General features: G+C 58.5%; 26 protein-coding genes and 1 pseudogene. 18 read left to right on the top strand and 9 right to left on the bottom strand.

Annotation, left to right across the window (positions count from 1 at the left end; genetic code table 11):
* Positions 1-17 precede the first annotated feature (17 nt).
* Together C3F35_RS01815 and fumD are read left to right on the top strand one after the other, a co-directional pair.
* The gene (locus C3F35_RS01815) at positions 18-830 is read left to right on the top strand and encodes a MetQ/NlpA family ABC transporter substrate-binding protein (protein ID WP_032617774.1); all 813 of its coding nucleotides are present in this window, start codon (positions 18-20) and stop codon (positions 828-830) included.
* Positions 831-940: 110 nt separating this feature from the next.
* Entirely contained in the window at positions 941-1,150 is a 210-nt protein-coding gene (fumD, locus tag C3F35_RS01810) for a fumarate hydratase FumD (protein ID WP_032617775.1), read from the top strand.
* Between the two features lie 4 nt (positions 1,151-1,154).
* On the opposite strand, the pseudogene C3F35_RS01805 reads toward fumD, so the two are convergent.
* A pseudogene (locus C3F35_RS01805) lies at positions 1,155-1,315 on the bottom strand (amino acid ABC transporter permease); the annotation flags it as partial.
* Positions 1,316-1,512: 197 nt separating this feature from the next.
* Here C3F35_RS01805 and C3F35_RS26820 point away from each other — a divergent pair.
* The 5 genes from C3F35_RS26820 (at position 1,513) to C3F35_RS01790 (ending at position 4,344) form a co-directional block, all read left to right on the top strand.
* Positions 1,513-1,680 (top strand): hypothetical protein, encoded by a 168-nt coding sequence (locus C3F35_RS26820; protein WP_164529756.1) that lies wholly within the window; start codon positions 1,513-1,515, stop codon positions 1,678-1,680.
* A gap of 160 nt (positions 1,681-1,840) precedes the next feature.
* Entirely contained in the window at positions 1,841-2,404 is a 564-nt protein-coding gene (locus C3F35_RS26995; RefSeq protein ID WP_233211669.1) for a hypothetical protein, read from the top strand.
* Positions 2,401-3,168, top strand: a complete 768-nt coding sequence (locus C3F35_RS26990) for a sensor histidine kinase (RefSeq protein WP_233211670.1) — start codon at positions 2,401-2,403, stop codon at positions 3,166-3,168. The genes C3F35_RS26995 and C3F35_RS26990 overlap by 4 nt, the downstream gene beginning before the upstream one ends.
* Positions 3,161-3,784, top strand: coding sequence for a response regulator transcription factor (locus C3F35_RS01795; protein WP_077226372.1), 624 nt, complete (start codon positions 3,161-3,163; stop codon positions 3,782-3,784). Before C3F35_RS26990 ends, C3F35_RS01795 begins: the two co-directional genes overlap by 8 nt.
* 77 nt (positions 3,785-3,861) lie before the next feature.
* A complete protein-coding gene (locus C3F35_RS01790) occupies positions 3,862-4,344 on the top strand; it encodes a GlcG/HbpS family heme-binding protein (protein ID WP_103793176.1) in 483 nt (160 codons plus the stop codon).
* Positions 4,345-4,417: 73 nt separating this feature from the next.
* On the opposite strand, the gene C3F35_RS01785 is transcribed toward C3F35_RS01790, so the two are convergent.
* Entirely contained in the window at positions 4,418-4,558 is a 141-nt protein-coding gene (locus tag C3F35_RS01785; protein WP_032617828.1) for a hypothetical protein, read from the bottom strand.
* A gap of 127 nt (positions 4,559-4,685) precedes the next feature.
* Here C3F35_RS01785 and C3F35_RS01780 point away from each other — a divergent pair, with 127 nt between their 5' ends.
* A complete protein-coding gene (locus C3F35_RS01780) occupies positions 4,686-5,504 on the top strand; it encodes an MBL fold metallo-hydrolase (RefSeq protein ID WP_103793177.1) in 819 nt (272 codons plus the stop codon).
* Between the two features lie 43 nt (positions 5,505-5,547).
* Positions 5,548-6,183, top strand: a complete 636-nt coding sequence (locus C3F35_RS01775; RefSeq protein WP_059308134.1) for a carbonic anhydrase — start codon at positions 5,548-5,550, stop codon at positions 6,181-6,183.
* 40 nt (positions 6,184-6,223) lie between these two features.
* Here the strand turns inward: C3F35_RS01775 and C3F35_RS01770 are convergent, their stop codons facing one another.
* The 6 genes from C3F35_RS01770 to C3F35_RS01745 form a co-directional block, all read right to left on the bottom strand.
* A complete protein-coding gene (locus C3F35_RS01770) occupies positions 6,224-7,390 on the bottom strand; it encodes a cupin (protein WP_103793178.1) in 1,167 nt (388 codons plus the stop codon).
* 11 nt (positions 7,391-7,401) lie between these two features.
* Positions 7,402-8,190 (bottom strand): HpcH/HpaI aldolase family protein, encoded by a 789-nt coding sequence (locus C3F35_RS01765; protein ID WP_032617783.1) that lies wholly within the window; start codon positions 8,188-8,190, stop codon positions 7,402-7,404.
* The gene (locus tag C3F35_RS01760; RefSeq protein ID WP_103793179.1) at positions 8,177-8,905 is read right to left on the bottom strand and encodes an alpha/beta fold hydrolase; all 729 of its coding nucleotides are present in this window, start codon (positions 8,903-8,905) and stop codon (positions 8,177-8,179) included. The genes C3F35_RS01765 and C3F35_RS01760 overlap by 14 nt, the downstream gene beginning before the upstream one ends.
* A gap of 8 nt (positions 8,906-8,913) precedes the next feature.
* Positions 8,914-9,678: an SDR family NAD(P)-dependent oxidoreductase gene (locus tag C3F35_RS01755; RefSeq protein WP_103793180.1), complete on the bottom strand. Its 765-nt coding sequence runs from the start codon at positions 9,676-9,678 to the stop codon at positions 8,914-8,916.
* Between the two features lie 180 nt (positions 9,679-9,858).
* Entirely contained in the window at positions 9,859-11,004 is a 1,146-nt protein-coding gene (gene hisD / locus C3F35_RS01750; protein WP_233211671.1) for a histidinol dehydrogenase, read from the bottom strand.
* A gap of 73 nt (positions 11,005-11,077) precedes the next feature.
* The gene (locus C3F35_RS01745) at positions 11,078-12,316 is read right to left on the bottom strand and encodes an MFS transporter (RefSeq protein ID WP_103793181.1); all 1,239 of its coding nucleotides are present in this window, start codon (positions 12,314-12,316) and stop codon (positions 11,078-11,080) included.
* A gap of 351 nt (positions 12,317-12,667) precedes the next feature.
* Between C3F35_RS01745 and C3F35_RS01740 the strand changes: the two genes are divergently transcribed.
* The 5 genes from C3F35_RS01740 (at position 12,668) to C3F35_RS01720 (ending at position 18,667) form a co-directional block, all read left to right on the top strand.
* Positions 12,668-13,738 (top strand): LacI family DNA-binding transcriptional regulator, encoded by a 1,071-nt coding sequence (locus C3F35_RS01740; protein WP_103793182.1) that lies wholly within the window; start codon positions 12,668-12,670, stop codon positions 13,736-13,738.
* Positions 13,735-14,706, top strand: a complete 972-nt coding sequence (locus C3F35_RS01735) for a nuclear transport factor 2 family protein (RefSeq protein WP_103793183.1) — start codon at positions 13,735-13,737, stop codon at positions 14,704-14,706. The genes C3F35_RS01740 and C3F35_RS01735 overlap by 4 nt, the downstream gene beginning before the upstream one ends.
* Positions 14,707-14,837: 131 nt before the next feature.
* Positions 14,838-15,977 carry a nuclear transport factor 2 family protein gene (locus C3F35_RS01730; protein WP_103793184.1) on the top strand — a complete coding sequence of 380 codons (1,140 nt, stop codon included), beginning with the start codon at positions 14,838-14,840 and terminating at the stop codon, positions 15,975-15,977.
* Positions 15,977-17,287 carry a histidinol dehydrogenase gene (hisD, locus tag C3F35_RS01725; protein ID WP_164529760.1) on the top strand — a complete coding sequence of 437 codons (1,311 nt, stop codon included), beginning with the start codon at positions 15,977-15,979 and terminating at the stop codon, positions 17,285-17,287. Before C3F35_RS01730 ends, hisD (C3F35_RS01725) begins: the two co-directional genes overlap by 1 nt.
* Positions 17,288-17,353: 66 nt before the next feature.
* A complete protein-coding gene (locus C3F35_RS01720) occupies positions 17,354-18,667 on the top strand; it encodes an amidase (protein ID WP_103793185.1) in 1,314 nt (437 codons plus the stop codon).
* Here C3F35_RS01720 and C3F35_RS01715 read toward each other — a convergent pair.
* The gene (locus tag C3F35_RS01715) at positions 18,654-20,264 is read right to left on the bottom strand and encodes an FAD-NAD(P)-binding protein (protein WP_103793186.1); all 1,611 of its coding nucleotides are present in this window, start codon (positions 20,262-20,264) and stop codon (positions 18,654-18,656) included. The genes C3F35_RS01720 and C3F35_RS01715 overlap by 14 nt on opposite strands.
* 297 nt (positions 20,265-20,561) lie before the next feature.
* Between C3F35_RS01715 and C3F35_RS01710 the strand changes: the two genes are divergently transcribed.
* Genes C3F35_RS01710 through C3F35_RS01695 form a run of 4 tightly spaced genes read left to right on the top strand, consistent with a single transcriptional unit; the run spans position 20,562 to position 25,278 of the window.
* Positions 20,562-22,961: a DMSO/selenate family reductase complex A subunit gene (locus C3F35_RS01710; RefSeq protein WP_103793187.1), complete on the top strand. Its 2,400-nt coding sequence runs from the start codon at positions 20,562-20,564 to the stop codon at positions 22,959-22,961.
* The gene (locus tag C3F35_RS01705; RefSeq protein ID WP_059308121.1) at positions 22,945-23,577 is read left to right on the top strand and encodes a DMSO/selenate family reductase complex B subunit; all 633 of its coding nucleotides are present in this window, start codon (positions 22,945-22,947) and stop codon (positions 23,575-23,577) included. The genes C3F35_RS01710 and C3F35_RS01705 overlap by 17 nt, the downstream gene beginning before the upstream one ends.
* Complete coding sequence (locus C3F35_RS01700; RefSeq protein ID WP_103793188.1) at positions 23,570-24,403, top strand: dimethyl sulfoxide reductase anchor subunit family protein; 834 nt, start codon at positions 23,570-23,572, stop codon at positions 24,401-24,403. The genes C3F35_RS01705 and C3F35_RS01700 overlap by 8 nt, the downstream gene beginning before the upstream one ends.
* Positions 24,403-25,278, top strand: coding sequence for a 4Fe-4S binding protein (locus tag C3F35_RS01695; protein WP_103793189.1), 876 nt, complete (start codon positions 24,403-24,405; stop codon positions 25,276-25,278). Before C3F35_RS01700 ends, C3F35_RS01695 begins: the two co-directional genes overlap by 1 nt.
* The last annotated feature ends 61 nt before the right edge of the window (positions 25,279-25,339 follow it).

Below are 25,339 nucleotides of genomic sequence, written 5' to 3'. Positions count from 1 at the left end.
ACACAGGAACCATCATCATGAAAAAAACACTGACGTTGATTGCCGCAGCAACCCTGAGCGCCCTGAGCTTTGCCGCCTGGGCGGATACCCTGACCGTGGGGGCGTCCAACACCCCGCACGCCGAAATTCTGGAGCAGGCGAAGCCGATTCTGGCGAAGCAGGGTATTGACCTGGAGATCAAACCATTCCAGGATTACATCCTGCCGAACACCGCGCTGGCGGGTCGTGACATCGACGCCAACTACTTCCAGCACATTCCGTATCTCAACAGCGTGCTGAAAGATCACGCCGGTGATAAAGAGTACGATTTCGTCAGCGCCGGTGCGATCCACATCGAGCCGATCGGCATCTACTCCAAAAAATATAAATCGCTGAAAGACCTGCCGGAAGGCGGCAAAATCATCATGCGTGATGCTGTCTCTGAAGAAGGCCGTATCCTCTCTATCTTCGAGAAAGAGGGCGTAATCAAACTGAAGCCGGGCATCGACAAAGTGACCGCGCGCATCAGCGATATCGTAGAGAACCCGAAAAAACTGCAGTTCACCCCGAACGTTGAAGCCTCTCTGCTGCCGCAGATGTACAACAATGACGAAGGGGCTGCGGTGGTGATCAACGCCAACTACGCCATCGACGCCGGTCTGGATCCGGTTCACGACCCGATCGCGGTTGAGAGCGGTGAAAACAACCCGTACGCCAACATCATCACCGTGCACCGTGGCGATGAGAAGAAGAAGGACATCGTGGCGCTGGTCGATGTCCTGCACTCAAAAGAAATTCAGGACTGGATCCGCACCAAATACAAAGGCGCGGTGATACCGGTTAACAACTAATCCCCTGATTCTGCTTTTAAAAAGCCCGGTGAGTCTCTCGCCGGGCTTCTTTTTTGTATAAGATTAATGAATGCTTTAAGCTGGCGTTTTCGGGCAATGGAGTGAAGATCATGGGCAATGTAACCAAAGACGAAGCGCTGTATCAGGAGATGTGTCGCGTGGTAGGCAAAGTCGTTCTTGAGATGCGCGATCTCGGGCAGGAGCCAAAGCATATTGTTATCGCCGGGGTCCTGCGCACCTCGCTGGCGAACCAGCGAGTAAAACGCAGTGAGTTAACCACCCAGGCGATGGAAACCGTGGTGAAAGCGCTGGCCGGTTAAACCGTCAGCGTTTTGCCAGCTGTTCAATCCCACTGCACAGCAGGTAATACACCACGCCTGTAAAGACAAAATAGCCGCCGGGTAAATCTGCACCCGGTTGTTCACCTGACCTGCCACTGTCGTCAGTTCCGGCATGTTGACGATAAAGGCCAGCTGGATACGCTTCCATCATCACCCCTTGCCGCCAAATGCCAAGTTTATCTTTGCTCTATCAAAAAACACGCATGAACAGTCTGTTACGCTTCAATAAACGGATGGCGTGCTTTTGCAATTCATGCAAATCCTCTGCCGGAATCGGCATTTCACTGGGCAGGCGATTGCTGTTTAACTGCATTCAGGTTGAGCACAAGAGGAACACGGCAATGTACAGACTGATGAGTAGGTTACGGCGGTTTTTTGCAGCGCCACCGGAAGGCACAGAGAACAGTGCGCAACGTATTATTGAATCCATTTTGCCGGTTGCCAGCCTCTATGGCGTGGACATCGCCACCATCGACCCGGAGTGGTTCCATGAGCAAACGCAACGCTGAACACCGCCTGGTGCGGGAAACCTACTGGAACGAGGTGTGCGTTCTACCGCGCACATCCCGCCATTCTGGACGCTAACATCCAAAAAACACCGCAAGTTTTGTCCCCGGCCTGGCTTCCTGCTAAGGTCTCTGGCGTCTTCTCCCTGCGCCAGTTAAATGAATGAACAGCCAAAATTTTCTAAAACGTGGGATCCTGATCTGGCTTGTGCTCTGTCTTCTGAGCAGCGTGTTGCTGTACGCCGAACAGATCCGCCGTCAGTTCTGGGATCTGGACCGGGATTTTGCCCTTGCCTTTACTGAGGCTGGCGCGGTTCTCACCCAGAATGAGTCGGTGCTGCCGCTGTTGAATGGCGATGAAGATCTTGCGGCGCTGCGTAAAAAATTCCCGCAAATCCTCGACCTGCAAAAGACCCAGGGTCGCGCCCTCGACGCCGGGCGGGTGGAACCGGTGGGCGACACGCAATACTGGCTCTACAACCCCTGGCGACAAATCCGCGTGCTGATCGACACCCGGTCGGTGATCAATGCCAGGCCGCATTTTACCCGTCTCGCGCTCGATCTGCGTGGTGACGCATCGCCACCCCCGACAGACGCCTTCTGGCACTGGCAGCGTCAGTTTACGCAACATACCCAACCCTTTATCCTGCGGGCCGACGCCCGACCGGCGTGGCTGGACATTGCCCTGCTGCCGTTTTTACTGCTCTGGCTGGGGTGGGGTTGGTGATTGCGGCGGGCGGGGTGATCCTCTGGCAGCGTAAGCAACGACAAAACGCCGACCAGCGCGCCAGGTATTATCAGCATGCCCGGCTCAATACTCTGGGGGAGATCACCGCAGGGATTGTGCATGAGATCAACCAACCCCTGACGGCAGCCCAGACCTGGATCCAGGGGGCGCAGCGCCAGTTGCGGCAGGGTAATCCCGAGGCGGTGTCTCAGGCGCTCGCGTCGGCGTTGGTGCAAACCCGGCGGATAGATGAACTACTGACCCGCTTTCGCGAACACGTTACCCAGGAGACAGTCACCCTGGGCGACGTGGATCTGGTCAGCTGCTGGCAACAGGTCGGGAATTTGCTGGAGCACGAGCGCACCGCCAGACACATTCGCCTTACCCATGACTTTGCCGCGGATGCCCGCACGCTCTGTGCCGACCGGCTGTGGCTGGAGCAGGTACTGCACAACCTTCTCAGCAACGCCATCCAGGCGCAGCAGGAACGTGCGGCGGGCTGGGTGCATATCCGCAGCTTGCGCAACGACGATGTTATCCATATCGACATTACTGACGGCGGGCCGGGCTTTACCCCGGACGCCCTACACAACGCCTTTATGCCCTTTTACAGCGGGCGAGAGGGCGGTACTGGCCTGGGCATGACCTTAACGGAGTCGTTAGTCACCAGAATGAATGGCACGATGGCGCTGGATAATGCCCCGGAAGGCGGCGCCAGGGTCCGGTTGCAGTTTGCTTATTACGGGAGTCAGGTAGATGGATAACGTCATCTGGTTAATTGATGATGATGCGTCGGTCAGGGAGTCGCTGGTTTTTCTGCTGTCGGGGATGAACTGGCGCGTCGAGCCATATGAAAGTATTGCGGCGTTTATGGCTGCCCACGGCGCTGAACAAGCGCTGACCGGCTGCCTGTTGCTGGATATGCGGATGCCGGGCAAAGGCGGACTGGCCTGGCTGGAGGAGGGGGCGTGGCCCTGGCCGCTGCTGCCGGTGATCCTGATGACCGGTCATGGCACGATCGATGCCTGTCGGCGGGCGTTTCATAACGGGGTGTTTGAGTTTTTCACCAAGCCGCTGGATGCCGACAAGCTGATCGAATCCATTACCGTCGCGCTGGCAGAGAGCCAGCAGCGGGTGGTGCGCTGGCAGGAGGCAAAACGGGTCAGGGCGCTCTTTGAACAGCTCACCGCCCGGGAACACGAGGTGCTGCTGGCCCTGATGGAGGGGAGCAGTAACAAGGAGGTCGCCGCCCGCCTGAACCTCTCGCCCCGCACGGTGGAAGCCCACCGGGCAGCGGTATTCGTTAAGTTGGGAGTCTCAAGTCTGGTGCAGGCCATCCGGGAATACGACAAATTGCCATCCGTAGAACTACCAGGATAACTGCGTAATCGACCGAATAACATTTCATCGCGCGCTTCGGTACGCTGCCTCTGTTTCCACTTACCAGAGGATGTGCGATGAAAAAGTTGATGATGGCAGCAGCATGTGTAGCAGGGATGGTCAGCGTATCGGCGCATGCCCAGTCCGTTACGCAAAAGAGTCTCTCCCTGACCCAGGCGAACGCGTTAGCCAGCGCGGCCATTCAGGCCTGTACGGCCAAAAATTATCAGGTCAGCGTCACGGTGGTGGATCGTGCCGGGGTGGTGAAAGCGGTACAGCGCACGGACAATGCCGGTCCACACACCCTGAAAGCCAGCGAGATGAAAGCGTTCACCGCCCTCAGCACCAAAAATGCCTCGGGCAAAGTGATGGAATCTGCCCAGAGCAACGCGGGCGCGCAGAACCTGCGCGATATCCCTGGCCTGCTGCTACTGGCGGGTGGTTTGCCGGTTAAGGAAGGGGATGAAGTGATCGGGGCTATCGGAATTGGCGGTGCGCCGGGTGGGCATCTGGATGAAGCCTGCGCTCAGCAAGCAATCGACGGTATGAATAAGTCGTAATCAGTGCCCGGCAGCGTTGCGCTTGCGTGGGCCTGAAACGTAACGCCCCGGCAATCGTCCGGGGCGTTTTACATCAGATCTTGCAGGCGTCGCCGCAGTCGTCGTCCGCTACAATTGCCTGCGCTTTTTTATCAGCGTCTTCAAGGCGTTCTGCGTTACGTTCTTCTGCTTCATCCAGCCCGTCAAACACCAGATTGTTAAGATCAATTTCCATCATTTACCTGCTTTGTTCGGTTTTTGTTCCAGGTCGTATTATAGAGCAAAATACCGGGCTAAGGCACGCCAGCGCACATAAGGATAATCCTTGCCATACTCATGCAGTATTCGGCTAAGGAGACGTCATGATCACCATCTGCAAAACCTGCGGCACGTCGTACGACGTGGTCCGCGAACCGCAACAGTGCGCCATTTGCGAGGATGAACGCCAGTATGTGCCCGCGACGGGGCAGGAATGGGTGGATTTCACTACCCTGACCACCACCCACACGAATAAGTGGCAACAGCTCGAAGACGGTCTTCTGAGCATCAAAACCGTTCCCGCCTTTGCCATCAGCCAGCGGGCGATCCTGCTGCGAACCCCGCAGGGTAACGTGCTGTGGGACTGCATCGCCAACCTCGATCCTGCCACCCACGCGCTGGTGACGGCGCTGGGCGGGATCGACGCCATTGCCATCTCGCACCCGCACTACTACACCACCATGCAGGACTGGGCCGCAGCCTTTGATGCGCCGGTGTATTTGCATGCCAGCGATCGGCAGTGGGTGATGCGGGACAGTCCCGCGCTGCGCTTCTGGGAGGGGGATTCTCTGGAGATTATGCCTGACGTCACCCTGCTCAGGCTTGGCGGGCATTTTGCCGGAGGCACGGTGCTGCACTGGAACCAGGACGGGGGCGTGCTGCTGGCGGGCGATATCCTGCAGGTGACCCCGGGAAAAGACGCGGTCTCCTTTATGTGGAGCTATCCGAATATGCTGCCGCTGCCGGCAAGCGCGGTGAGCGAGATCGCTGCGCACCTGGACAATGTGCGCTTCGAACGTCTCTACGGCGCCTTTGAAGGGCAGAATATTTCCGCCCACGCGCGGGAGATTGTCATGCGGTCCGTCCAGAAATATATTGCTTGTCTGAACTCGGGCGCGGTGGGTAAACTCAAAAAACCGTGATCTCGATCATGCCTGTACAATCACAAAAAAATGAGACATTGCTATGCAACATATCATTGAAGGTTTTCTCAGCTTTCAAAAAGAAGTTTTTCCGCAACGTAAAGACCTCTTCCGTAGTCTGGCCTCCAGCCAGAATCCCAAAGCGCTTTTCATCTCCTGTTCTGACAGCCGTCTGGTGCCGGAATTAGTGACCCAGCAGGATCCAGGACAGCTCTTTGTCATTCGTAATGCTGGCAACATCGTGCCGCCTTTCGGGCCAGAGCCAGGCGGTGTTTCCGCCACCATCGAATACGCCGTCGTGGCGCTGGGCGTCACTGACATCGTGATCTGCGGCCACTCCAACTGCGGCGCGATGAAGGCGATTGCCGACAACGCTAACCTGGAACCGATGCCTGCCGTGTCGCACTGGCTGCGTTACTCCGATGCCGCCAAAGCGGTGGTAGAAAATAAAAACTGGGAAAATCCGACTGACAAAGTGAATGCCATGGTGCAGGAAAACGTCTTCGCCCAGCTGAGTAACATCAAAACTCACCCATCCGTAGCGGTCGGTCTGCGTAACAACGCCATCCGCCTGCACGGCTGGGTTTATGATATCGAAAGCGGTAGGATCCTCGCCCTGGATAAAGATTCGAAAACCTTCGTCTCCCTGTCCGATAACCCGGGCGTTTACTTCGAGTAAATCTCCACGTTCAGGGCGGGATGACCCGCCCTGAATCCGCTTAAGGCAAGGCCTCCAGTCTGCGACCCGCGCGGCGCGCCGTTTCAGGCAACAGATCCACTGCCGTTACGTAACCGTCTGGATCAAGACAGCGATTGGCGGCTCTGGCCTGTTCAAGCACTTTCTCATCCCAGTAGATGCGCTTACGCTGATCGCCCTGGGTGGTTAGAATGCACTCCATGTCGCCGTCCAGCGCACGATAACGCCGCCAGCTGTTCTCCGGCACCGAAATAACGGAACGCTCAGGGGCGATAATACTCACCTCTTCCCCTTCCACATTCCACGTCACTTCCAGGGTTCCCTTAAAGACCATGATCACCTGCACATCCGGGCACAGGTGACGACCGACCACGTGATCTGCCGTCAGGCGCAGCCACTCCACCGAGAAGCCGTGTGGGTTGACGATGGCGGGGGCCGCGTGTTTGTCCTGGCTGATGCCGAACCCAATCACCGGCGCGATCTCACCGCCGTGGCCCGGCAGGACCGAATCAAGTAACCCCGCCGCAGACCATTGACGATCCTCCCCGGTCACCGCCCGCTGGCGCATCTCTTCGACGGAGTAGTGACGCAGGGCGGCGATCTCGTCTGCCGGCAGCGGCGCGAGCAGCGCCGACGGTTCAGGCAGGGTATCCCCCGCGTTCACGTCGATGAGCATATTCTCTTTGCTCAGGTACAGGCCGTACTCGCTGGCCGCGTCCAGAATCGACGGGTGCCAGATGATCCCCCCGGTGTGGTTACCGCCCAGCACCGTGTAGACCATGCCGCAGGTCTCTTCTTTACTGACGTTGGTAAAGCCGCGGAAGATCCAGGTCGGTATCGAAAGAATGGCCGGGGCGCTGAACTCCGCTTCGTTTTCACCGTTCGCTCCCCAGCGAAAACGCCAGGTGCCCTCATGAATTAAAAACACTTCGGCGGTGAAGTGCAGGTGCAGGTTATTGGTTACCCCTTTCGGCATGGCTGCGGCACCGATGTTAAAACCGTGCGGCTCCGGGATGTTCACCACCTGGGCAGACGACTGGGTTACGCCCGGACCAATAAAGGAGTAGTTCTGCTTCAGGTGCGAGCCGGGAAGTTTGCAATCGATAAACGCCAGATTGCAGGAGACCATATCTTCAGGGGCAACCAGACGGCTTCTGGCCTGTTCCGGGGTAATGTGACGTGCTTTCATGTTCTCTCCTGTTAATAGCCTGATGCGCCGGTAGTGGGGATAGCGTTGCCGCGCGCCTGGGCGACAGCCTCGCGCGAGGCGCGGCCAAGTTGCATGACATCGTTGGCAGGGGTGACAAACTGGAAACCTTCGCTGATACGTCGGGCGGCAGCTTCGCCGGAGGTACAAAAGATCCCGGCGATTTTTTGCCTCTGGCGACACTGGCTGACCACCCGCTCAACGGCGGCCAGCATCTCCGGGTGACGGGATTCGGCGCTGGCGCTGCCGGTCAACGTCAGAGAGAGATCGTTCGGGCCGATAAACACCCCATCCAGCCCCTCGGTGGCCAGGATCGCGTCAAGATTCGCCAGCCCTTCGCGGGTTTCGATCATCGCCAGCGTCAGAATTTCGTCATTGGCGTGCTGCGGGTAATCGGCCCCGCCGTACAGCAAGCCGCGTGCCGGACCAAAAGAGCGGTTGCCCAGCGGCGGGTAGCGGCAGGCGGCGACAAAGCGTCGGGCCTCTTCCGGGGTGGAGATCATCGGGCAGATAATGCCGTAGGCACCGGCATCCAGCATGCGCATGATCTGCGCCGGATCGTTATCAGCAACCCGAACCAGCGGCACCGCCGGAGTGGCGGAGAGCGCCTGCAACATGGACAGGGCGCTGGCGAAATCGATCATGCCGTGCTGGAGATCGACGGTCACGGCGTCATAGCCCTGATGGCCGAGGATCTCGGCGCTGTAGCTGGAGGGGATCGCCAGCCAGCCGTTGATAATGGCGGCGTTGTTATGCTCCGCCCTGAGTTTATTCTTGCGCATCTGAACACTCCTGAATCCACTGGCGTAGCGGGGGCGCAACCTCTTCGGGCGCCTCCAGCAGCGTAAAGTGCCCGGCAGAGGTGAGGGTGACGCATCTCGCCTGCGGGGCGCTTTGGGCAACCAGCTGGTGGTGATGGGGCGTGCAAATAGGGTCATGCACGCCGTTAATAACGATGATGGGGCAAGCGAGTGAGGCCAGCGCCCCGCGATTATCCCGCCGGGTCAGAGCGATCTCCGTTTGCGTGACGAAAGTATCGAGGCCACTTTCCTCTGCCATCCGGCAGATGAGATCGTGTAAGGCCTGATCATCCATACGTGACGGCGCGACGTACTTCGGCCACAGGCTGGCGGAGAGCCAGTGCGTCAGCCCCTGTTGCCGGGCGGCGTTCACCGCCTCACGCCGGGGTGCGGTATTTTCCGGTCGGTCGGCAAGGGGGTTGACCGACAGCAGCGCCAGCCCGGCAATCCGCCCTGGGGCGTCGGCGGCCATCTGCAGCGCCACTATCGCCCCCAGTGAGAAACCGGCCAGCAGGAAACGCGGCGGCAGATTGGCGAGCAACCGCTGCGAAGCCTGCACAGCCGAGGTGTCTGTCGTTAGCTCAGGGCAGATCGCAGCAGACACATTGAGCTGGTCGAGAACCGGCTGCCAGAGCCGGGCGTTACAGAGCGTGCCGCCAATCAGCACCAGCGGCAGGGCGCGATGACTCTTTTCCATCTCATGCCTCACGTTGCGGTCCAGCCGCCGTCAACCATCAGCGCGCTGCCGGTGATCATCCCTGCGGCGTCGGAGGCCAGAAACACCACGGGTCCCATGATGTCTTCCAGTTTGCCCAGACGGCGCAGCGTGATGTTATCCAGCACGTAGCGGCGAAAATCGGGTTCGGCCAGCGACGGCGCAGAGAGTGCGGTCTCAATAAAGGTTGGACAGAGGGTATTGACCCGGATCCCGTCTTCACCCAGCTCCAGCGCCATGGCTTTGGTTAACCCTTCCAGCGCAAATTTCGATGCGCAGTAGACGCTGCGACGCGGGCCGCCGACGTGCCCCATCTGCGAGGAGAGATGAATGATCGACCCGGCAATCCGCTGGTCACGCATCCGCGCTGCTACCCGCTGGCTGATAAAGAATGTGGCCCGCACGTTGACCGCCATTACCGCGTCGAAGCTGGCCTCGCTGGCAATAAGGAACGGCTCGTGGCGCGCCAGCCCGGCGCTGTTCACCAGAATGTCGAAAACGGGCAGTTCAGCGAGCACTGCCCCGACCTGCGCGACATCGGTAATATCCAGCGCCACCGGGTGCAATACCCGCCCGTGTTCTGCGGCGAGTGCGGCGGCGGCCTCCAGCGTCTGGCGATCCCGGGCGGCGATCCACACCTCCGCCCCGGCGTGGGCCAGCGCGATGGCGCAGGCGAACCCCAGTCCTCTGGAGCCGCCCGTCACCAGGGCGCGCTTGCCGTGCAGGCCAAAGGAGGGCATCTCAGGAAAGGTCATGGGTTACACCTTCTCTCTGACCGGGGCAGGGGTGGCGTAGGGCACCTCTGTCTGACCGTAGCGACGCACGCGAACGTTGGCCTGCTCGGCGTGTCCGGCAAAGCCCTCCAGCAGTGATAACCGCGAGCAGTAGCTGCCGATCTCCGCAGTGGCCTCATCGCTAAGGACCTTCTGCCAGGTTCAGGTTTTCATGAATTTGCCGACCCACAGGCCGCCGGTGTAACGCGCGGCTTTTTGCGTTGGCAGGGTGTGGTTGGTGCCAATGACCTTGTCGCCGTAGGCGACGTTGGTGCGCGGGCCGAGGAACAGTGCGCCGAAATTGGTGAGGTTTGCGAGGAACCAGTCGTCGCGGTCGGTCATCACCTGCACGTGTTCAGAGGCGATGCAATCGGCCTCGGCAAGCATTTCGTCATAGCTGTCGCAGACGATGATCTCTCCGTAGTCGTGCCAGGCCTGGCGGGCAATATCGGCGGTGGGGAGTTTTTCCAGCAGGCGGTCGATCTCCCGCAGCGTCTCTTTGGCCAGTGCCATCGAGTTGGTCAGCAGAATGGCGGGAGTGGTAACGCCGTGTTCGGCCTGTCCCAGCAGGTCGGTGGCGCAGATTTCGGCGTCAACGGTGTCATCGGCAATCACCAGGGTTTCGGTTGGACCTGCGAAGAGATCAATGCCAACCCGGCCAAACAGCTGGCGTTTGGCCTCTGCCACAAAGGCGTTACCGGGGCCGACTAACATATCCACCGGCGCCAGTGTATCGGTGCCCAGCGCCATCGCGCCAATCGCCTGAATACCGCCGAGGGCGTAGATCTCCGTCGCCCCGGCCATTTTTTGCGCCGCCACGATCGCCGGAGCCGGCTCGCCACCGAACGGCGGGGCGCAGCTGACGATGCGGGAGCAGCCCGCGACGTTGGCAGTAATAATCGACATGTGCGCCGAGGCCAGCAGCGGATATTTCCCGCCCGGGACATAACAGCCCACGGCATTAATCGGGATGTTTTTATGGCCGAGGATCACCCCGGGGCGGGTTTCAATTTCCAGATCGCGCAGACAGTCTTTTTGCGCCCGGGCGAAATTAAAGACCTGCTCCTGGGCGAATTCAATATCGCGAATATCCTGACGACTTAATTTGCCGATGCAGGCATTGATTTCCGCCTCCGTCAGGCGATAATCTTGCCGGTCATAGCGATCAAATTTTACCGATAATTCGCGAATGGCTTTATTCCCGCGTTTTTCTATATCCGCCAGAATAAGCTCCACCGTCTCCCTTATTTGTCGCTGTGCATCCTGACGTTCCTGAATGGGTTTACTGGTTTTAAGTCTATAAGCCACACTATTTTCCTTCTGTATTTATGATGAGGGATACCCTCCCGGCGGGCCGGGATAATGTCATCGGAAATAAAATTTACTGGTCGCGCGCGGGCGCGAGGGAACTGTTAAGCGATAATTCAGCCGTTGCGGGTGTTTTACGGGAATTAACCCAGCGCACGGAGAGCGGGGTCGCCAGCGCCGCGACGACAGACAGGGCAGCAATAAACAGATAACCAGACGATAGGTTAATGTGTTGCATCATCACCCCCATGATCACCGGCCCGGCAAACATGCCGCAGGAGTAGATGGTCTGGAACAGCCCCATCCGCGTGGACTGTTCATCGGAGGTGGTGTTGACCACGCTCAGGGACATAAAGGCCGCAAACGCCATCCCGAAGGAGAACCCGGCCAGAGCCTGTAACAGATGGATCAGATACAGATTGCTGGTGAAGGGGATGCCAAAGGTCGACACCACCTGCAGCACAATGCCCAGTACCGCCGTTTTCATCAGGCCCAGACGCTGATAGAACACGCTGCTGCACAGGGCAATCGCCAGGGCATAGAAGATCAGATGGATGTTGCTGAGCAGCGTTAAGATCCCGGCCCGCCCGCCCAGTTGCTCGGCGTAGATCGGCGTCAGCGTATCGCGGGTGGCAAAGGGCACCAGGATGACGAGGGTGGCCAGAATACCAATCAACCACACCGAACGATCGGCCAGTTGCACGCGCGCACCGGCGATACAGGCTTTCAGCGTCGGGGCTTTGACCGGGTCATGCACGTCGCGAATGCGGGTGGTCAGGATCAGCGCCACCAGCGCCGAGACGCAGGAGACGAAAAAGGCGATGTTGTTATTAAAATAGTGAATTAACAGACCGCCGATGCAGTTGCCGAGGAACACCCCCAGCGGCCCGGCCAACGCCAGCAGCGCCACGGCGGCAGGCGCTTCTTTCTGGTCGAAGTAGCGAATAAACAGGATGTTGTAGAGTACCCAGGTAGCCGCGGTCACCCCGTCTGCCGCTTTCGCCAGATACAGGGTAAGGGCGTTCGGCTCCAGCCAGGCAAGAGGCCAGGCGATGATCGGCAGAACCAGCGCGAACTGGATGAAGATTTTTCGACTCTTCACCACATCGGAAACAATCCCCAGCGGGAAGCGGATTAGCAGGGTCGCCAGACCGCTGGCCCCCATGATGATCCCCATCACCTGCGGCTCCATCCCCTGATTGATCATCATCGGGGCCAGAAACGCATCAATGCTATGAATACAGATAAAAAACAATACGCTGATGATAAAGAACAGCCGGGCTTCCGGTCGGCGTAACAGTGCTCGAAACATGGTTGTGAACCTCTTAAAAAGTAATGGGTTATAACCAGCCAAGTACAACCTTTACCGGCTCACTCCTTTTGGATACTGCCCAATCTGCCCGGTACCATGACGGTGTGAAAACTGCGCTGCATACGTATTCAAAAATTGAAGTTACGAAAAGGTTTCAATTTTGTAAAGGCTGTTTGTCACCATTGTGAAAAAAATAATTCTGGCTGTTGCATACGCATGCAAAGATGGTGTAAGTATAAAAAGTACCCGCTTCCTGAGGCACCGTTTTGCGGGGAACAGGGCGGCTGTTCGGTTTAACGTCTTGAATCTGTGCCAGAATGGGGAAGCGAAAGGGATAAGGAACACAGAGTAATGAAACGTAAGACTTTTACAGCGGTGACCTCACAACAGGTGGCGCAACTGGCGGGCGTATCACAGTCGGCAGTCTCCCGCACCTTCACGCCCGGGGCGAGCATTTCACCGGCCACCCGTGAGAAAGTGCTGAAGGCGGCGCGGGAGCTGGGTTACCGGCCAAACGCCATAGCGCGTTCGCTCAACACCGCCCGCTCGCGGATCATCGGCGTAGTGATCTCCTACTTTGATAACCAGTTTTACCCGCAGGTGCTGGAGGCGCTGGCGCAAAAGCTGGACACGCTGAATTATCACCTGCTGCTGTTTGTCGGCGATCGGGAAGGAAACGTTGACCGCATTTTCGACCAGATCATGCAGTACCGAGTGGACGGGATTGTGCTGGCCTCGGTGACGCTGTCGCTGGATCTGTCGGAGGAGTGTCTGGCTGCGGGCATCCCGGTGGTACTGTTTAACCGCAGCGAAGAGAGCGGCATGGCCTCGAGCGTTAACAGCAACAACGAGGCGGCCGCCCGGCAAATTGCCGAATTTTTACTGGCGGCAGGTCATCAGCGGTTTGCTTACGTGGGCGGCGTGGCGGATTCGTCCGTCAACCTGGCCCGTCAGCGGGGGTATCTGGCCGCTCTGCAGGAGGAGGGGGTGGAGGACGTCCGGGTGGTTAATGGTAACTACGATGCGCAGCAGACCGCCCGCGCGGCATACGCGCTCTTTTCTGCCTCGCCCGCACCGGATGCGATCTTTGTCGCCAACGATCATATGGCCGTCATCGTGATGGACGTGGCGCGTTACGAGTTTGGCCTGCGCATCCCGGAGGATGTCTCCATCATTGGCTATGACGATATTGGCCCGTCCGGCTGGGCCTCATATGCCTTAACGTCGGCCTCGCAGCCGGTAGAGGCGATGGTTGCCGCCACGGTGGATCTCCTGCTGAAGCAGATCGACAGCGGCACTATTGAACCCGAACAGGTTATCGTCCCGGGCCGGCTGGTGGTTCGCCACTCAGCGCGCCGCCCGCATAGGGGCACTATCGACGCAGAGGGTAATTACGTGTTCCAGACCCAGGAGGACAAATGAGCAGATTGCCAGGGTTCAGCCCCCAGTTCGACTCCATTCAACAGTTTATTCGCACCCTGACGCACGTGGTCTGGGAGCAGAAGGACATTGGTCAACTGGCTGACTTTTACGCCACGCCGGTGGTCTTTATCACCCCGGAGAAACAGCTCACCGATCTGCCGCAGTTTATGCGCCTGACGCTGGAGGCGATGCACAGCTTCCCCCAGCGCACCGTGCTAACGGAAGACATCCTGGCGACGCAAAACCCAGGCGATGAGCATTACGCCGCCCAGCGAACCATCGCCTGTATTCGCCATCAGGGAGAGGGCTTCTTTGGCCCGCCGACCGGGAAAACCGTCTGGGTGCGCACCTGGGCAGATCGTATTTGCGCCGAGGGAGCGGTGCGCCAGGAGTGGCTATTGCAGGACCGGGCGGCAATAGTGGCGCAGCTGGGGCTTAACGTGCAGGAGTTTGCCCGCAGCCTGGGGGTTATGCAGAATCAACTGGGGATTGCCCGCGAAAGTGCCGAAACGCTCGACGCCCGCTGGGCGGGTGGGCCGGAAGGTGATGATGTTGAGGGGCCTGTCGCCGGCGTGGTGGAGCGTTATCTGACCATGTGGGCGGGAGGCAACAGTGGTACCGTGCCGGGCCTGTATCATCCCGCCGCCACGCTGTATGCGCCGGGACACTGCATCGGCACCGGAGAGCAGGAGATCGCCGCGCTGCTGTCAGGCTATCGGGCATCCTTTGCGGACAGCGAAGTGCAGCTGCACCACCTGATCGTGCGCCGGGATCCCAACGAGCCGGTGCGCATTTCGCTGCGCTGGTCGCTCCTGACCTGGCACGACGGCTACGGTAAATTTGGCGTGCCAACCCGTAAACCGGTCTCCATTACCGGTATCAGCCAGCTTGAATTACGCGATGGTTTAATTATTCGCGAATATCTGGGTATCGATGAATTAGCTATCTGGTCACAAATCGTTAATTAAGCGGAGGTAAGTCTCCGCACTCTTACTTATCTGAACGTGTGTTAAATCCGCCGCAATATTTATTGCGGCTCACTTCTCCATCCATTTCGGGTGCGGGATCGTATTGTCTGAAAACAGAAGCAGGAGATCGCATGTCTTCAACCGAAGCAACAAATAAAGCTCCAGCCGTACCTGAGAAAAATAATAAACTTATCCGCGAAGAACCCGTATTACAGGTTGAGCGCCGGGACTTTATCGATTTAGTGCCGGAGAAACGCCAGCGCGTACAATCATTACGGGGGTTCGATGATTGTTATACCGATATTGTCGATTACATCGTGCGTTGCACCCATAAAATATGGGATGAACGCGACGTGGGATTAATTTATACCCACTATACGCACAACTGCGTCTTATATAACGCGCTGGGCACGCTCTATACTCGCGAGCAGGTGGTGCAGGATACGCTTCAGCGCCTGGTGGCGTTCCCGGAACGCCGCGGCATGGCGACGCAGGTTATCTGGAACGGCAACGACGTGGATGGCTTCTATACCTCGCACCTCGTGACCGGCAGCGGCCGCCATACGCAGTTCAGCCATTTAGGTAAACCGACCAACCGCACCTTCGTTACCCGCACCGTGGCCGACTGCATGATCCACGAAAACAAAATCTACCGGGAGTGGGTGGTGAGCGACAACAGGTCGCTGATGAAGCAGCTGGGGCTGAACACTGACGAGATTGCCTTCAACATGGCGAAGGAGCAGTTCGATAAGGGCTTTCGTGTCACCGACATCGGCGAAAATGGCCGCATGCTGGGGCAGTATCCCCCGGAAATGGTCTGCGATGTCTCCATTGCCCATACCGATACCGAAGAGCAGTGCCTGCGCTGGCTGCACGAAATCTACAACCGCCGGATGCTGGGCAAAATCAAAGAGGTCTATGCGCCGAACGTCCAGTGGCACGGCCCGCTGATGAAAGAGCTGTACGGCACGGCTTCCGTGACGCACCAGACGCTGGCGCTGATCGGCATGATCCCCGACGGCGCCTGGCTGCCGCAGCATATCTGCTCCAACCCGTGCGATGAGGGCGGCACCAAAGTGGCGGTTCGCTGGATCATTGAGGGCCACCACCTGGGCTATGGCGAGCTGGGTAAACCGACCGGCGAACGCCTGTTCGTGATGGGCATGTCTCACTACCACATTATCAACGGCAAAATCGTCGATGAGTGGGTAATTTACGATCACCTGGCGCTGCTGGCGCAAATCAAACTGGGTCAAATGGAGGAAGCGTAATGTCTGTACAGTCAATTGTTGACCAGGTGAGCTGGATCAAACGTCCTCAGGGGCAGGATGCCCAGGCCGACCGGTCGTTAACCGACACGGTAAGCGCCATTATTGAACGTGTTAAGGCTGAAGGCGACGAGGCGCTGAAAGGCTTCTCACAACAGTTTGATAAGGTGGTTCCGGCGCAGTTTGAAGTCACCGCCCACGAGATCGAAACGGCGCTTAGCGAGATGGATCCCCAGACCCGCCGGGACAGCGAATTTGCTATCCAGCAAGTGCGCCGCTTTGCCGAGGCCCAGCTCGCCACCATGCAGCCGCTGGAGGTTGAAACCCTGCCAGGCGTCCATCTCGGGCACCGCATTATTCCCGTCCAGACGGTGGGATGTTATGTGCCAGGGGGCCGCTACCCGATCCTCTCCGCGCCGGTAATGACGATTGTGCCTGCCACGGTCGCCGGTTGTGAACAGATTATCGCCTGTTTGCCGCCCGGGGCGCACCCGGCGATGATTGCGGTCTGCCATCTCGCAGGCGCACACCGGATCTTTAAAATTGGCGGCGCGCAGGCAATCGCCGCTATGGCCTGGGGAACCGAGAGCGTGCCGGCGGTGGATAAAATCGTCGGGCCGGGTAACGCCTTTGTCAACGAGGCCAAGCGCCAGGTCTTTGGCAAGGTGGGGATTGATGCCCTGGCCGGGCCGAGCGAGATCTTTACCATCGCCGACGACAGCGCCGATGCGCGCATTATCGCCGCCGATCTGCTGGCTCAGGCCGAGCATGATGTCCACACCCGCGTGGGGCTGGCGACCACCAGCCAGTCGATTGCCGAGGGCGTGCTTGCGGAAATTGAACGCCAGCTGACATCACTGCCTACCGCCGTCACCGCGAGCGAGGCCTGGCGTCGCCAGGGCGAAATTGTGGTCTGCGACAGCGAAGAGCAGCTGATTGCTTTTGCCGATTATATGGCGACCGAGCATCTGCAGGTGCATACCCGGGATCCACACGGCACGGCATCGAAAATCCGCAACTACGGATCGCTGTTTATCGGGCAGAATGCGAGCGTGGTGTTCTCAGACAAATGCTGCGGCACCAACCATACCCTGCCGACCATGGCGGCGGCGCGCTATACCGGTGGGTTGTGGGTGGGGGCTTACGTTAAAATCTGTACCCACCAGTGGATCGACGAGCAGGGTATTGCCGCGATTGCGGAACCGGCGATTCGCCAGAGCCGTACCGAGGGGATGCAGGGGCACCGTCGTGCCGCAGAGATCCGTCTGCGCCCGCACGATCTTGATGCCATCACCTCCGGGCTGCGGGACTAAATGCAACGGGAGGTCGGGCGCGGGCCTGGCCTCCGGCATGGCGGCGTTGAACAGGAAGAGAACCCTATGCAAAAAATGCGGCTGATACCACCTGAGGACTGCGTTGCGGAGATAACCCGGCGGCTGGCCATTATTGACGCGCACCCGCAGCTGAATGCCATTCTCGGGGTGAACCCGGCGGCCCTGGTTGAGGCGGCAGCGAGCCAGAAACTGCGGCGTCGCGGCCAGCTTACCGGGCCTCTGCACGGCGTGCCGGTGATCGTGAAAGATAACATTGCCTGCGCCGGGCTGCCCCTGACGCTGGGTTGCGCCTCTCTGGCTCAACTGCGGGCGACCACCGATGCCCTGGTGGTGCGTCGCCTGCGCGAAGCCGGGGCGATTATTCTGGCCCGGGCGAATATGTCTGAGTTTGCCTTTGACGTTCGCTCCCGCAGCTCGCTGGGGGGCGACGTGTGCCACCCGCGCTTTCCAACCATTACAGCAGGCGGCTCCAGCGGGGGCAGCGCTGCGGCGGTGGCGGCTGGGATGGCGGAAGGGGCGCTGGGCACCGATACGGGCGGATCGATCCGCATTCCCTGTAGCTATACCGGGCTGGTGGGGTTAAGGCCGCGGGTGCGCAGGGCGCAGATGCAGGGCATTGCGCCTCTCTCCCTGAGTAAAGATACGGTGGGGCCGATGGTACACAGCGTGCAGGATGCGGCCCTGCTGCATGCCATCATCCATGGACAGACGCCGGGTGCCGTTACACCGTTGTCGCTGAAAGGCGTGCGCTTGGGTGTGATCCGTGCTCTGGAGGGAGAGGATCCTGAACAACTGGCCGTCTGGTATGACGCCATCGCAACCCTGAGACGGCACGGCGCCACCATCGTCGACGTTGCCCTGCCAATCCTGCCTGAAGTGGCCCGAGCCACTTGCCTGAGCCTGTATGAGTTTCGCGTGGCGTTTGACGCCTGGTTACAGCAGCATCCGGGCGCACCTGCGGATCTGAACGAGATTATCGCCTCGGGACAGTTTTTGCCGGAATTCATGCCGCTTCTGACGCAGATGATCGCCAGCGAAAGGTTAAAAACGCCCCAGTGGCTGGCCGGACGGCAGCTGCGGCGTCGGCTGCGCCAGACCCTGGGCCTGCTGGCGGAGCAGGGGCGACTCGACGGTTTTTTCTATCCGACGGTCGGCCGGGTTCCGGTAAGCCTTGAGAAAATGCCGCCCGGCTGCGCGCCTGAGCTGGCGGCCATCAGCGGATCCGCCGCTATCACGCTCCCCTGCGGCACAACACGAACCGGTTTTCCCGTGGGACTGGAAATTCTTTCCCCCGCCGGGGAGGAATCAGCGCTGCTGGCGCTGGCCGCCGCCTGCGAAACCGCGTTTACTCTGCCGTAAAGGGTAGCCGTCTGCGCACGCGCGAGGCGGGTTGCACCGCGGCTTTAGCCATCGCCTCACCGATTTCGGCGCACACCACCAGTCCCTGCACAAAGGGGCGATCGTGCATCAGGTACGGCAGGGCGCCGAAGGCAATTTTTCCGCGCAGGTAGTCAGGGGCGAGCAGAGTGTAATCGTCGCCCACCTCGGGGATATCTTCTCCGGCAGACTCCAGCTGGTGGCGCAGGACCGGGAACGGCAGGTCTTTCGTTTTGAGCGGTTGCTGCCCGCGCGCATCGATAAACACATCGAAGTACCAGGCTTTACCCTGGGCATGGATCACCGTCCGGTCCTCTTTTAAGGCCAGTTCATAATCGGGACCCAGGGTAAGAATGCTGATAATACCGGCTTCGCGCAGGGCCAGCAGTCGTCGGATCGACTGGGACGGGATTGCCGCATAGTTATCGATGAAAATACGTGCCAGACCCGACTTAAAGCGCTCTCTGTCCTGTTCAGTCAGGTGGGGCACAATTTTCTCAACGGCCTCGTGCAACCGCAGGATCGTATAGCGCCACGGCACCGTGCGTTTATCGCGCTTGTTGCGTTCCACTTCATCAAGATTTGAGACCGCCCAGCGGAACGGGCCGTGTTTTTCTCTGTCGGCAAACCAGGCGTCGCGAATGGTGTCTGCGGTGAGGGAGTGCAATGCCACCGCCTCGCTCCACTGCGGGTCAGCGTTCTGCAATTCGGCCACGATAAGATCAAAGATGCGGTCGAGCAGACCCTCCGAACCCTGTGCGATAGCAGCGTCTATCGCCGTTTCCGTGGCGATGGGTAATGGCTCGTAAGGGATTGGGCAGTAAAAGTCGGCTTCAGGCAGGATACCCGAACGGGACATCAGCACGATCTTCAACGCCTCGCTGCCCTCATCCAACTGGTAATGGATCTGTTCATTATCGGTCTCAATGAATTTGCCATGCTGGACGGCGACAGCCATTGCCGCGTCCAGCCCACTCAGCGAGGTGCCCATAATCCCCACGTTGCAGGCGCGAATGTCGGCCTCCATCAGTCCGGACCAGGGGCTGGGGAAGTAGGAACGCGACGTGGTGTCCTCATCAGGCCAGACGTGCCCGGTGGCGATAACGGCCAGATCGAACAGCTTCGGCGAGGCGTCATCGTCAGTCAAAATATTGACCCCGTCAGGGGTGGCTTCCACATCGGTAACCTGACAGGACTCGCGCACCTCAACGTCAAAGCCCGCTTTTTTCGCCTGCTCCACAAGAAGCAAAAACTGATCGCGAAAATACTCCCCCAGCAGAATGCGCGGCAGGAACTGGCGCACGTGCAGGGTCGATTTCTCCACGCCGTAGCGCGCCAGATGCGCATCGTCCTGGCTGCGCAGCCAGTCAATGTAAGTGGAAAAAATAGGCGGGATTTCAATGCTGGCAATATTGGCCAGCATCAGTCTTGAATTGTCTTCGTCGCTGTAGGGCATGCCGACGCCCGCTTTTTCGGTCTGCTCATAAACGGTGATGCAAAGCGGCGTCCGTTGGTTCAGTAGCGAGAAAAACGTATAAATGCCGGTCGGCCCTGCGCCGATAATTGCGATCCTTTTCATCAGTGCTTACCCTTTTTTGCCTGCCTGCAGCGTTGCCTCAGGCACACATATTATTAATCCATGAAAAATAAGTGTGGATGAAAACGCAAAATGAGCAAACCGGCAGCACAGGGATACCTCTAAATCATTAGTTTTGTGAATATGTATTTAAAGTAATATTCACGTATTCAATTGTTTTAGTTGAATAAAGCAAAAATAACGCATCTGGCGAGCAGCACTTTTTCTCTATTGATTCATATCAATTACCAAATTGGGGTTATAGGGAAGAATGCACCTCTTTTTTTGAGAGGGAACAACATGTCAGAACGCAAAGAAAAAAGGGACGCGCTTTTTCCCGAAATCACGCGCCGAGGACTGCTCAAGGCCAGTTCCGCTCTGGTGACGCTGCCCTTTGTGATGTCCGGCAAGTCTTTTGCCGCCAAATCCGAAGCCGCTACGACGGCAGAGGCCGCTGGCTCCACTGAGCGTGTTGTCCAGACCTGCAGCACCTTTGACTGCGGCGGTAAATGCGATATTCGCGCCCACGTCGCTGACGGTGTGGTCACGCAGATTACGACGCGCCCGGATAGCGCGCTCGATCCCGAGATGCCCGTCATGCGCGCCTGCGTGCGCGGCCGCAGTTACCGCAAATTTGTCTATCACCCGGATCGTCTGAAATATCCGATGAAGCGCGTGGGCAAGCGGGGAGAGGGGAAATTTGAGCGCATCTCCTGGGACGAAGCCACTACGCTTATCGCCAACAATCTGCAACGCATTACCGCCAAATATGGCCCAGAGTGCCGCTTTGTGCACAACAATACCGCGACCAGCGGGGGCACCTTCTCTGGCGATAAAATGATGCGTCGTCTGCTCAATCTCACCGGCGGTTATCTGGAGTATTACCATTCGGTGAGTATGGGCAACACGGCCGCCGCCACGCCTTATACCTATGGCACAGTCGCCAGCGGTAACTCGCTGGATACCCTGGCGGACACGAAGCTGGTGATCCTGTGGGGGCACAACCCGACGGAAACCATTTTCGGGCATACCAATCACTATTTTCAGCAGATGAAACAGAACGGCACGCGCTTTATCGTCGTCGATCCGCGCTACTCCGATACCGTGGCATCGCTCGCCGATGAGTGGATCCCGCTGCTGCCCGCCACCGATAACGCGCTGATGGACGCGATGATGTACGTCATCGTCAGCGAAAATCTGCATGATAAAGCCTTTATCGATCGCTATACCCTGGGCTTTGACGAGACGTCTATGCCGGAAGGCGTGCCTGCCAACGAGTCGCTGGTGGCCTATCTGATGGGCAAAAAAGACGGTCAGGTTAAAACCCCAGAATGGGCTGAAAAGATTACCCGTGTCCCGGCACAAACCATTCGCCAGCTGGCGCGCGATTACGCCAACACCAAACCGGCGGCGTTAATTCAGGGCTGGGGGCCGCAGCGACATAACTGTGGCGAACGTACCGCCCGTGGCTCGACGCTGCTGGCAACTCTCACCGGTAATGTCGGGATCAAAGGTGGCTGGGCGGCGGGCTACGGCGGCTGCGGCAACCGTAAATTCGCGGCAGGCCCGGAGATGCCAGACAACCCGGTCAAAGAGAGCATCTCGATCATGAACTGGGTGCAGGCCGCCGACGATGCCAGCAAAGTGACGCCAGAGGCGGGGCTGAAAGGGGCGGATAAGCTCAAAAGCAATATCCGCATCCTCTTCTCGCTGGCAGGCAACTACCTGGCGAACCAGAACCCGGATCTGCATCAGGCGGTGAAGGTGCTGGAAGATGAGTCGAAAATCGAGTTTATCGTCGTCAGCGATCTCTATATGACGCCAAGCGCCCGCTATGCGGATCTGCTATTGCCTGAAACCAGCTTTATGGAACGCTGGAACATCGGGGAAACCTGGGGGACGGCAAGCTACCTGATCCTGTCAGAAAAACTGATTGAGCCAGAGTTTGAACGCCGCTCTGACTATGACTGGCAGCGTGAAGTTGCCGCTAAACTGGGAATGGAGCCGCAGTTCAGCGAAGGCCGTACCGAGCAGCAGTGGATTGAACATATCTGGGAGCAGACCCGCCTCTCCATGCCGGATGAGCATCTGCCGACGTTCGCTGAGCTGCGGGAAAAACGTCAGCATCTCTTTAAGAGCAAGCCGCATGTGGCCTTTGAAGACAACATCCGCGATCCGCAGAATCATCCCTTCCCGACGCCATCCGGGAAAATTGAGATCTTCTCGAAGCGTCTGTACGACATGAATAACCCGGAAATACCGGCGCTGTCGCATTATGTTCCGGCCCATGAAGGCCCGGAGGATGCACTGGCGAAGCAGTTCCCGCTCCAGCTGATCACCTGGAAAGGGAAAAACCGCGCCAACTCCACGCAGTATGCCAACCCCTGGCTACAGGAAGTGCAGATCCAGAAGCTGTGGATCAATCCGGCGGATGCCCAACAGCGGGGGATCCGTCAGGGGGATACCGTGCGTATTCACAACCAGCGCGGCATCTGCCAGGTCCCGGCGGAAGTCACCATGCGCATTATGCCTGGGGTGGTCGCCATGCAGGCCGGCGCCTGGTGGCAGCCGGATGCCGAAGGCGTCGACCACGGCGGGTGTGCCAACGTGCTGAGCTCTGCACGTATTACTCCGCTTGCGAAAGGCAATTCTCATCAAACCATGCTTGTGGAGGTCGCAAAGTATGAGTCAGCAGTATAAGGAATACCCACCGGTCAGCGATAAGCAGCTTGGCTTTTTCATTGACTCGTCACGCTGCTCCGGGTGTAAAGCCTGCCAGGTGGCCTGCAAAGATAAACATAACCTTGAGCCAGGACGCCGTTTTCGCCGCGTCTATGAGGTGAAAGGCGGGGGCTTTATCCCGACCGGGCAGGGCGGATTTGCCAATAACGTGTACGCCTACACTCTGTCGATCTCCTGCAACCACTGCGCCGATCCGATTTGCACCAAAAACTGCCCGACCACGGCGATGCATAAGCGCCCGGGCGATGGCATTGTTCGCGTTGATACCAACAAATGCGTTGGCTGCGGGTACTGCGCCTGGTCCTGCCCTTACGGTGCGCCGCAGATGAATGAAGAGACCGGACAGATGTCCAAATGCGATTTCTGCGTGGATTTGCAGGCCAAAGGTGAACAGCCCATCTGCGTCGCTACCTGTCCACTGGGGGCGATTAAATTCGGGCCAATTGAGGAGCTGCGCGCGAAGTACGGCAATCTCTGCGACGTGCAGGGCCTGCCGGCGTCATCCATTACGCAGCCTAACCTGGTGATTAAGCCGCATCAGGGCGCAGAAAAAGAGGAAAACCCCCATGCATGAGTTACCGCTCCTGATCTTTACCCTGCTGGTGCAAGGCTCGGTTGGCATGACCGTCTTTCTGACCTTATCCGCCCGCGCGGCGTCGCGCATACCGGAGGTCAAACACCAGCTATTGCCTGGCATGTTGCTAGCCTGCGTGGTCGGGGGGCTGGGGCTGATGGTCTCCACCCTGCACCTTGGCTATCCGCTGAACGCGTTCAACGCCCTGCGCCACGTCGCCAGCTCCTGGCTGAGCCGTGAAATTGTCTTTGCCAGCGTCTATCTGGCAGCGTTGGGGCTATGTACGCTGGTTATGATGGTCAAAAAACAGCTGATTCCGCTGTTGCTCCCCCTGGCTGCCGTGCTGGGGCTGATTGATGTCTGGTGCATGAGTGCAATCTATGCCCATACGTCGGTTATTACCTGGAGCCATTTCAATACCTGGCTGATGTTTTACGGTGCCGTTGGTGTGCTGGGCGCGGTGGCGGTGGCATGGCTGCCGATACTGAAAGCACGCTCCATGGCCCGGGATCGGCAGGCCGTGATGCGCTTCGCCGCGGTAGTGGTGGTGTCGATTGTGGCGATCCGTCTGCTGGCGCAGCCGGACTATATGGCTTATCTGGCGAGCGCCAGCCTGAGCGGCATTGTCACCTTACCGCATCAGCCGTTGGAGAGCTTCACCCAGTTAAGCGGTCTGCGGCTGTTTAGCTGGACCTTATCCGTACTCGGCGCGCTGCTGTTTGCCGTTGGCGCATGGCGTCAGGGCAAGTCCGGGATGGTCTTTGGCAGTCTGCTGCTGGTGCTGTCTGAAGTGTTGTTCCGCTTTATCTTCTTCAGCATTAACTGATGGCGCTATTTCGCCTGTCACAGCCCCCCGCGCCGCCTGGCGTGGGGGGATCCTGTTTACGCAACCGGCTTCCTCGCCACGACTGCCAGGCATGCGTGGCGGCATGTCCGGTGCAAGCCATTACTGCAACGGCCAGCACGCCGTCCATTGACGAGGGGGAGTGCCTGCAATGCGGCCGCTGCCTGTTCGCCTGTCCGACAGATGCGCTGCAAAACATTCGCCCTGAAACCCGCCGCTTTACCGGAACAACCCTGGTTGCGCCATTTTCCACGCTGGGGCCGTCTGTTGATGAGTTACTAATGTGGCATCAGGAGCACGGGATCCGGGCGGTGGAAATGGAGATGGATAAGTTTCCCGGCTGGGTGCGCGCCGTTGCGGCATTGAATATCCAACTCCGGGAGTTAAATGCCCCCGTCTGGCAAATCCTCCCCCCGCAGCAAAAAGCGATCAACGCGGCGCGCCGACACTTTATCAAAGCCAATGAGGTGAACGTAGAGTCTGCCACTGTGCGTACCGGGCGACGGGCACGTCGTCAGGCTTTTTCCACACTTAGCGAGTATCACCTGGCACTGGATAGGGCGTTGTGTACGGCCTGTGGTGCCTGCGCCAGGATCTGTGGGGAGAACGCGCTGAGCCTGAACGAAGGGGCGCTGACGTTTTCATCTTCATCCTGCACCGGCTGCAACAGCTGCGCCGTGGTATGCCCTGTGGACGCTATTCGTATCGCCCGGCAGTTGGGTGAAAACAGGGTGTTACGCTTTGAACGGATACAAAAATCCTGCCGTTGCTGTCAGCGCGAATTTTATACCTTTACCCCGGAAACGGATCGGTGTGCGGTATGTCAGCGGCATAAGTACGGTATGCGGGAAGCATAAAAAAATCGATTAACAAGGACGTTTATAAGGAGGAGAAAGGTATTGCTGAGAACTTACTGAA

This window comes from Leclercia sp. LSNIH3, from assembly GCF_002935105.1.
GTDB lineage: Bacteria > Pseudomonadota > Gammaproteobacteria > Enterobacterales > Enterobacteriaceae > Enterobacter > Enterobacter adecarboxylatus.
This window is presented reverse-complemented; position numbering and strand designations above follow the sequence as displayed.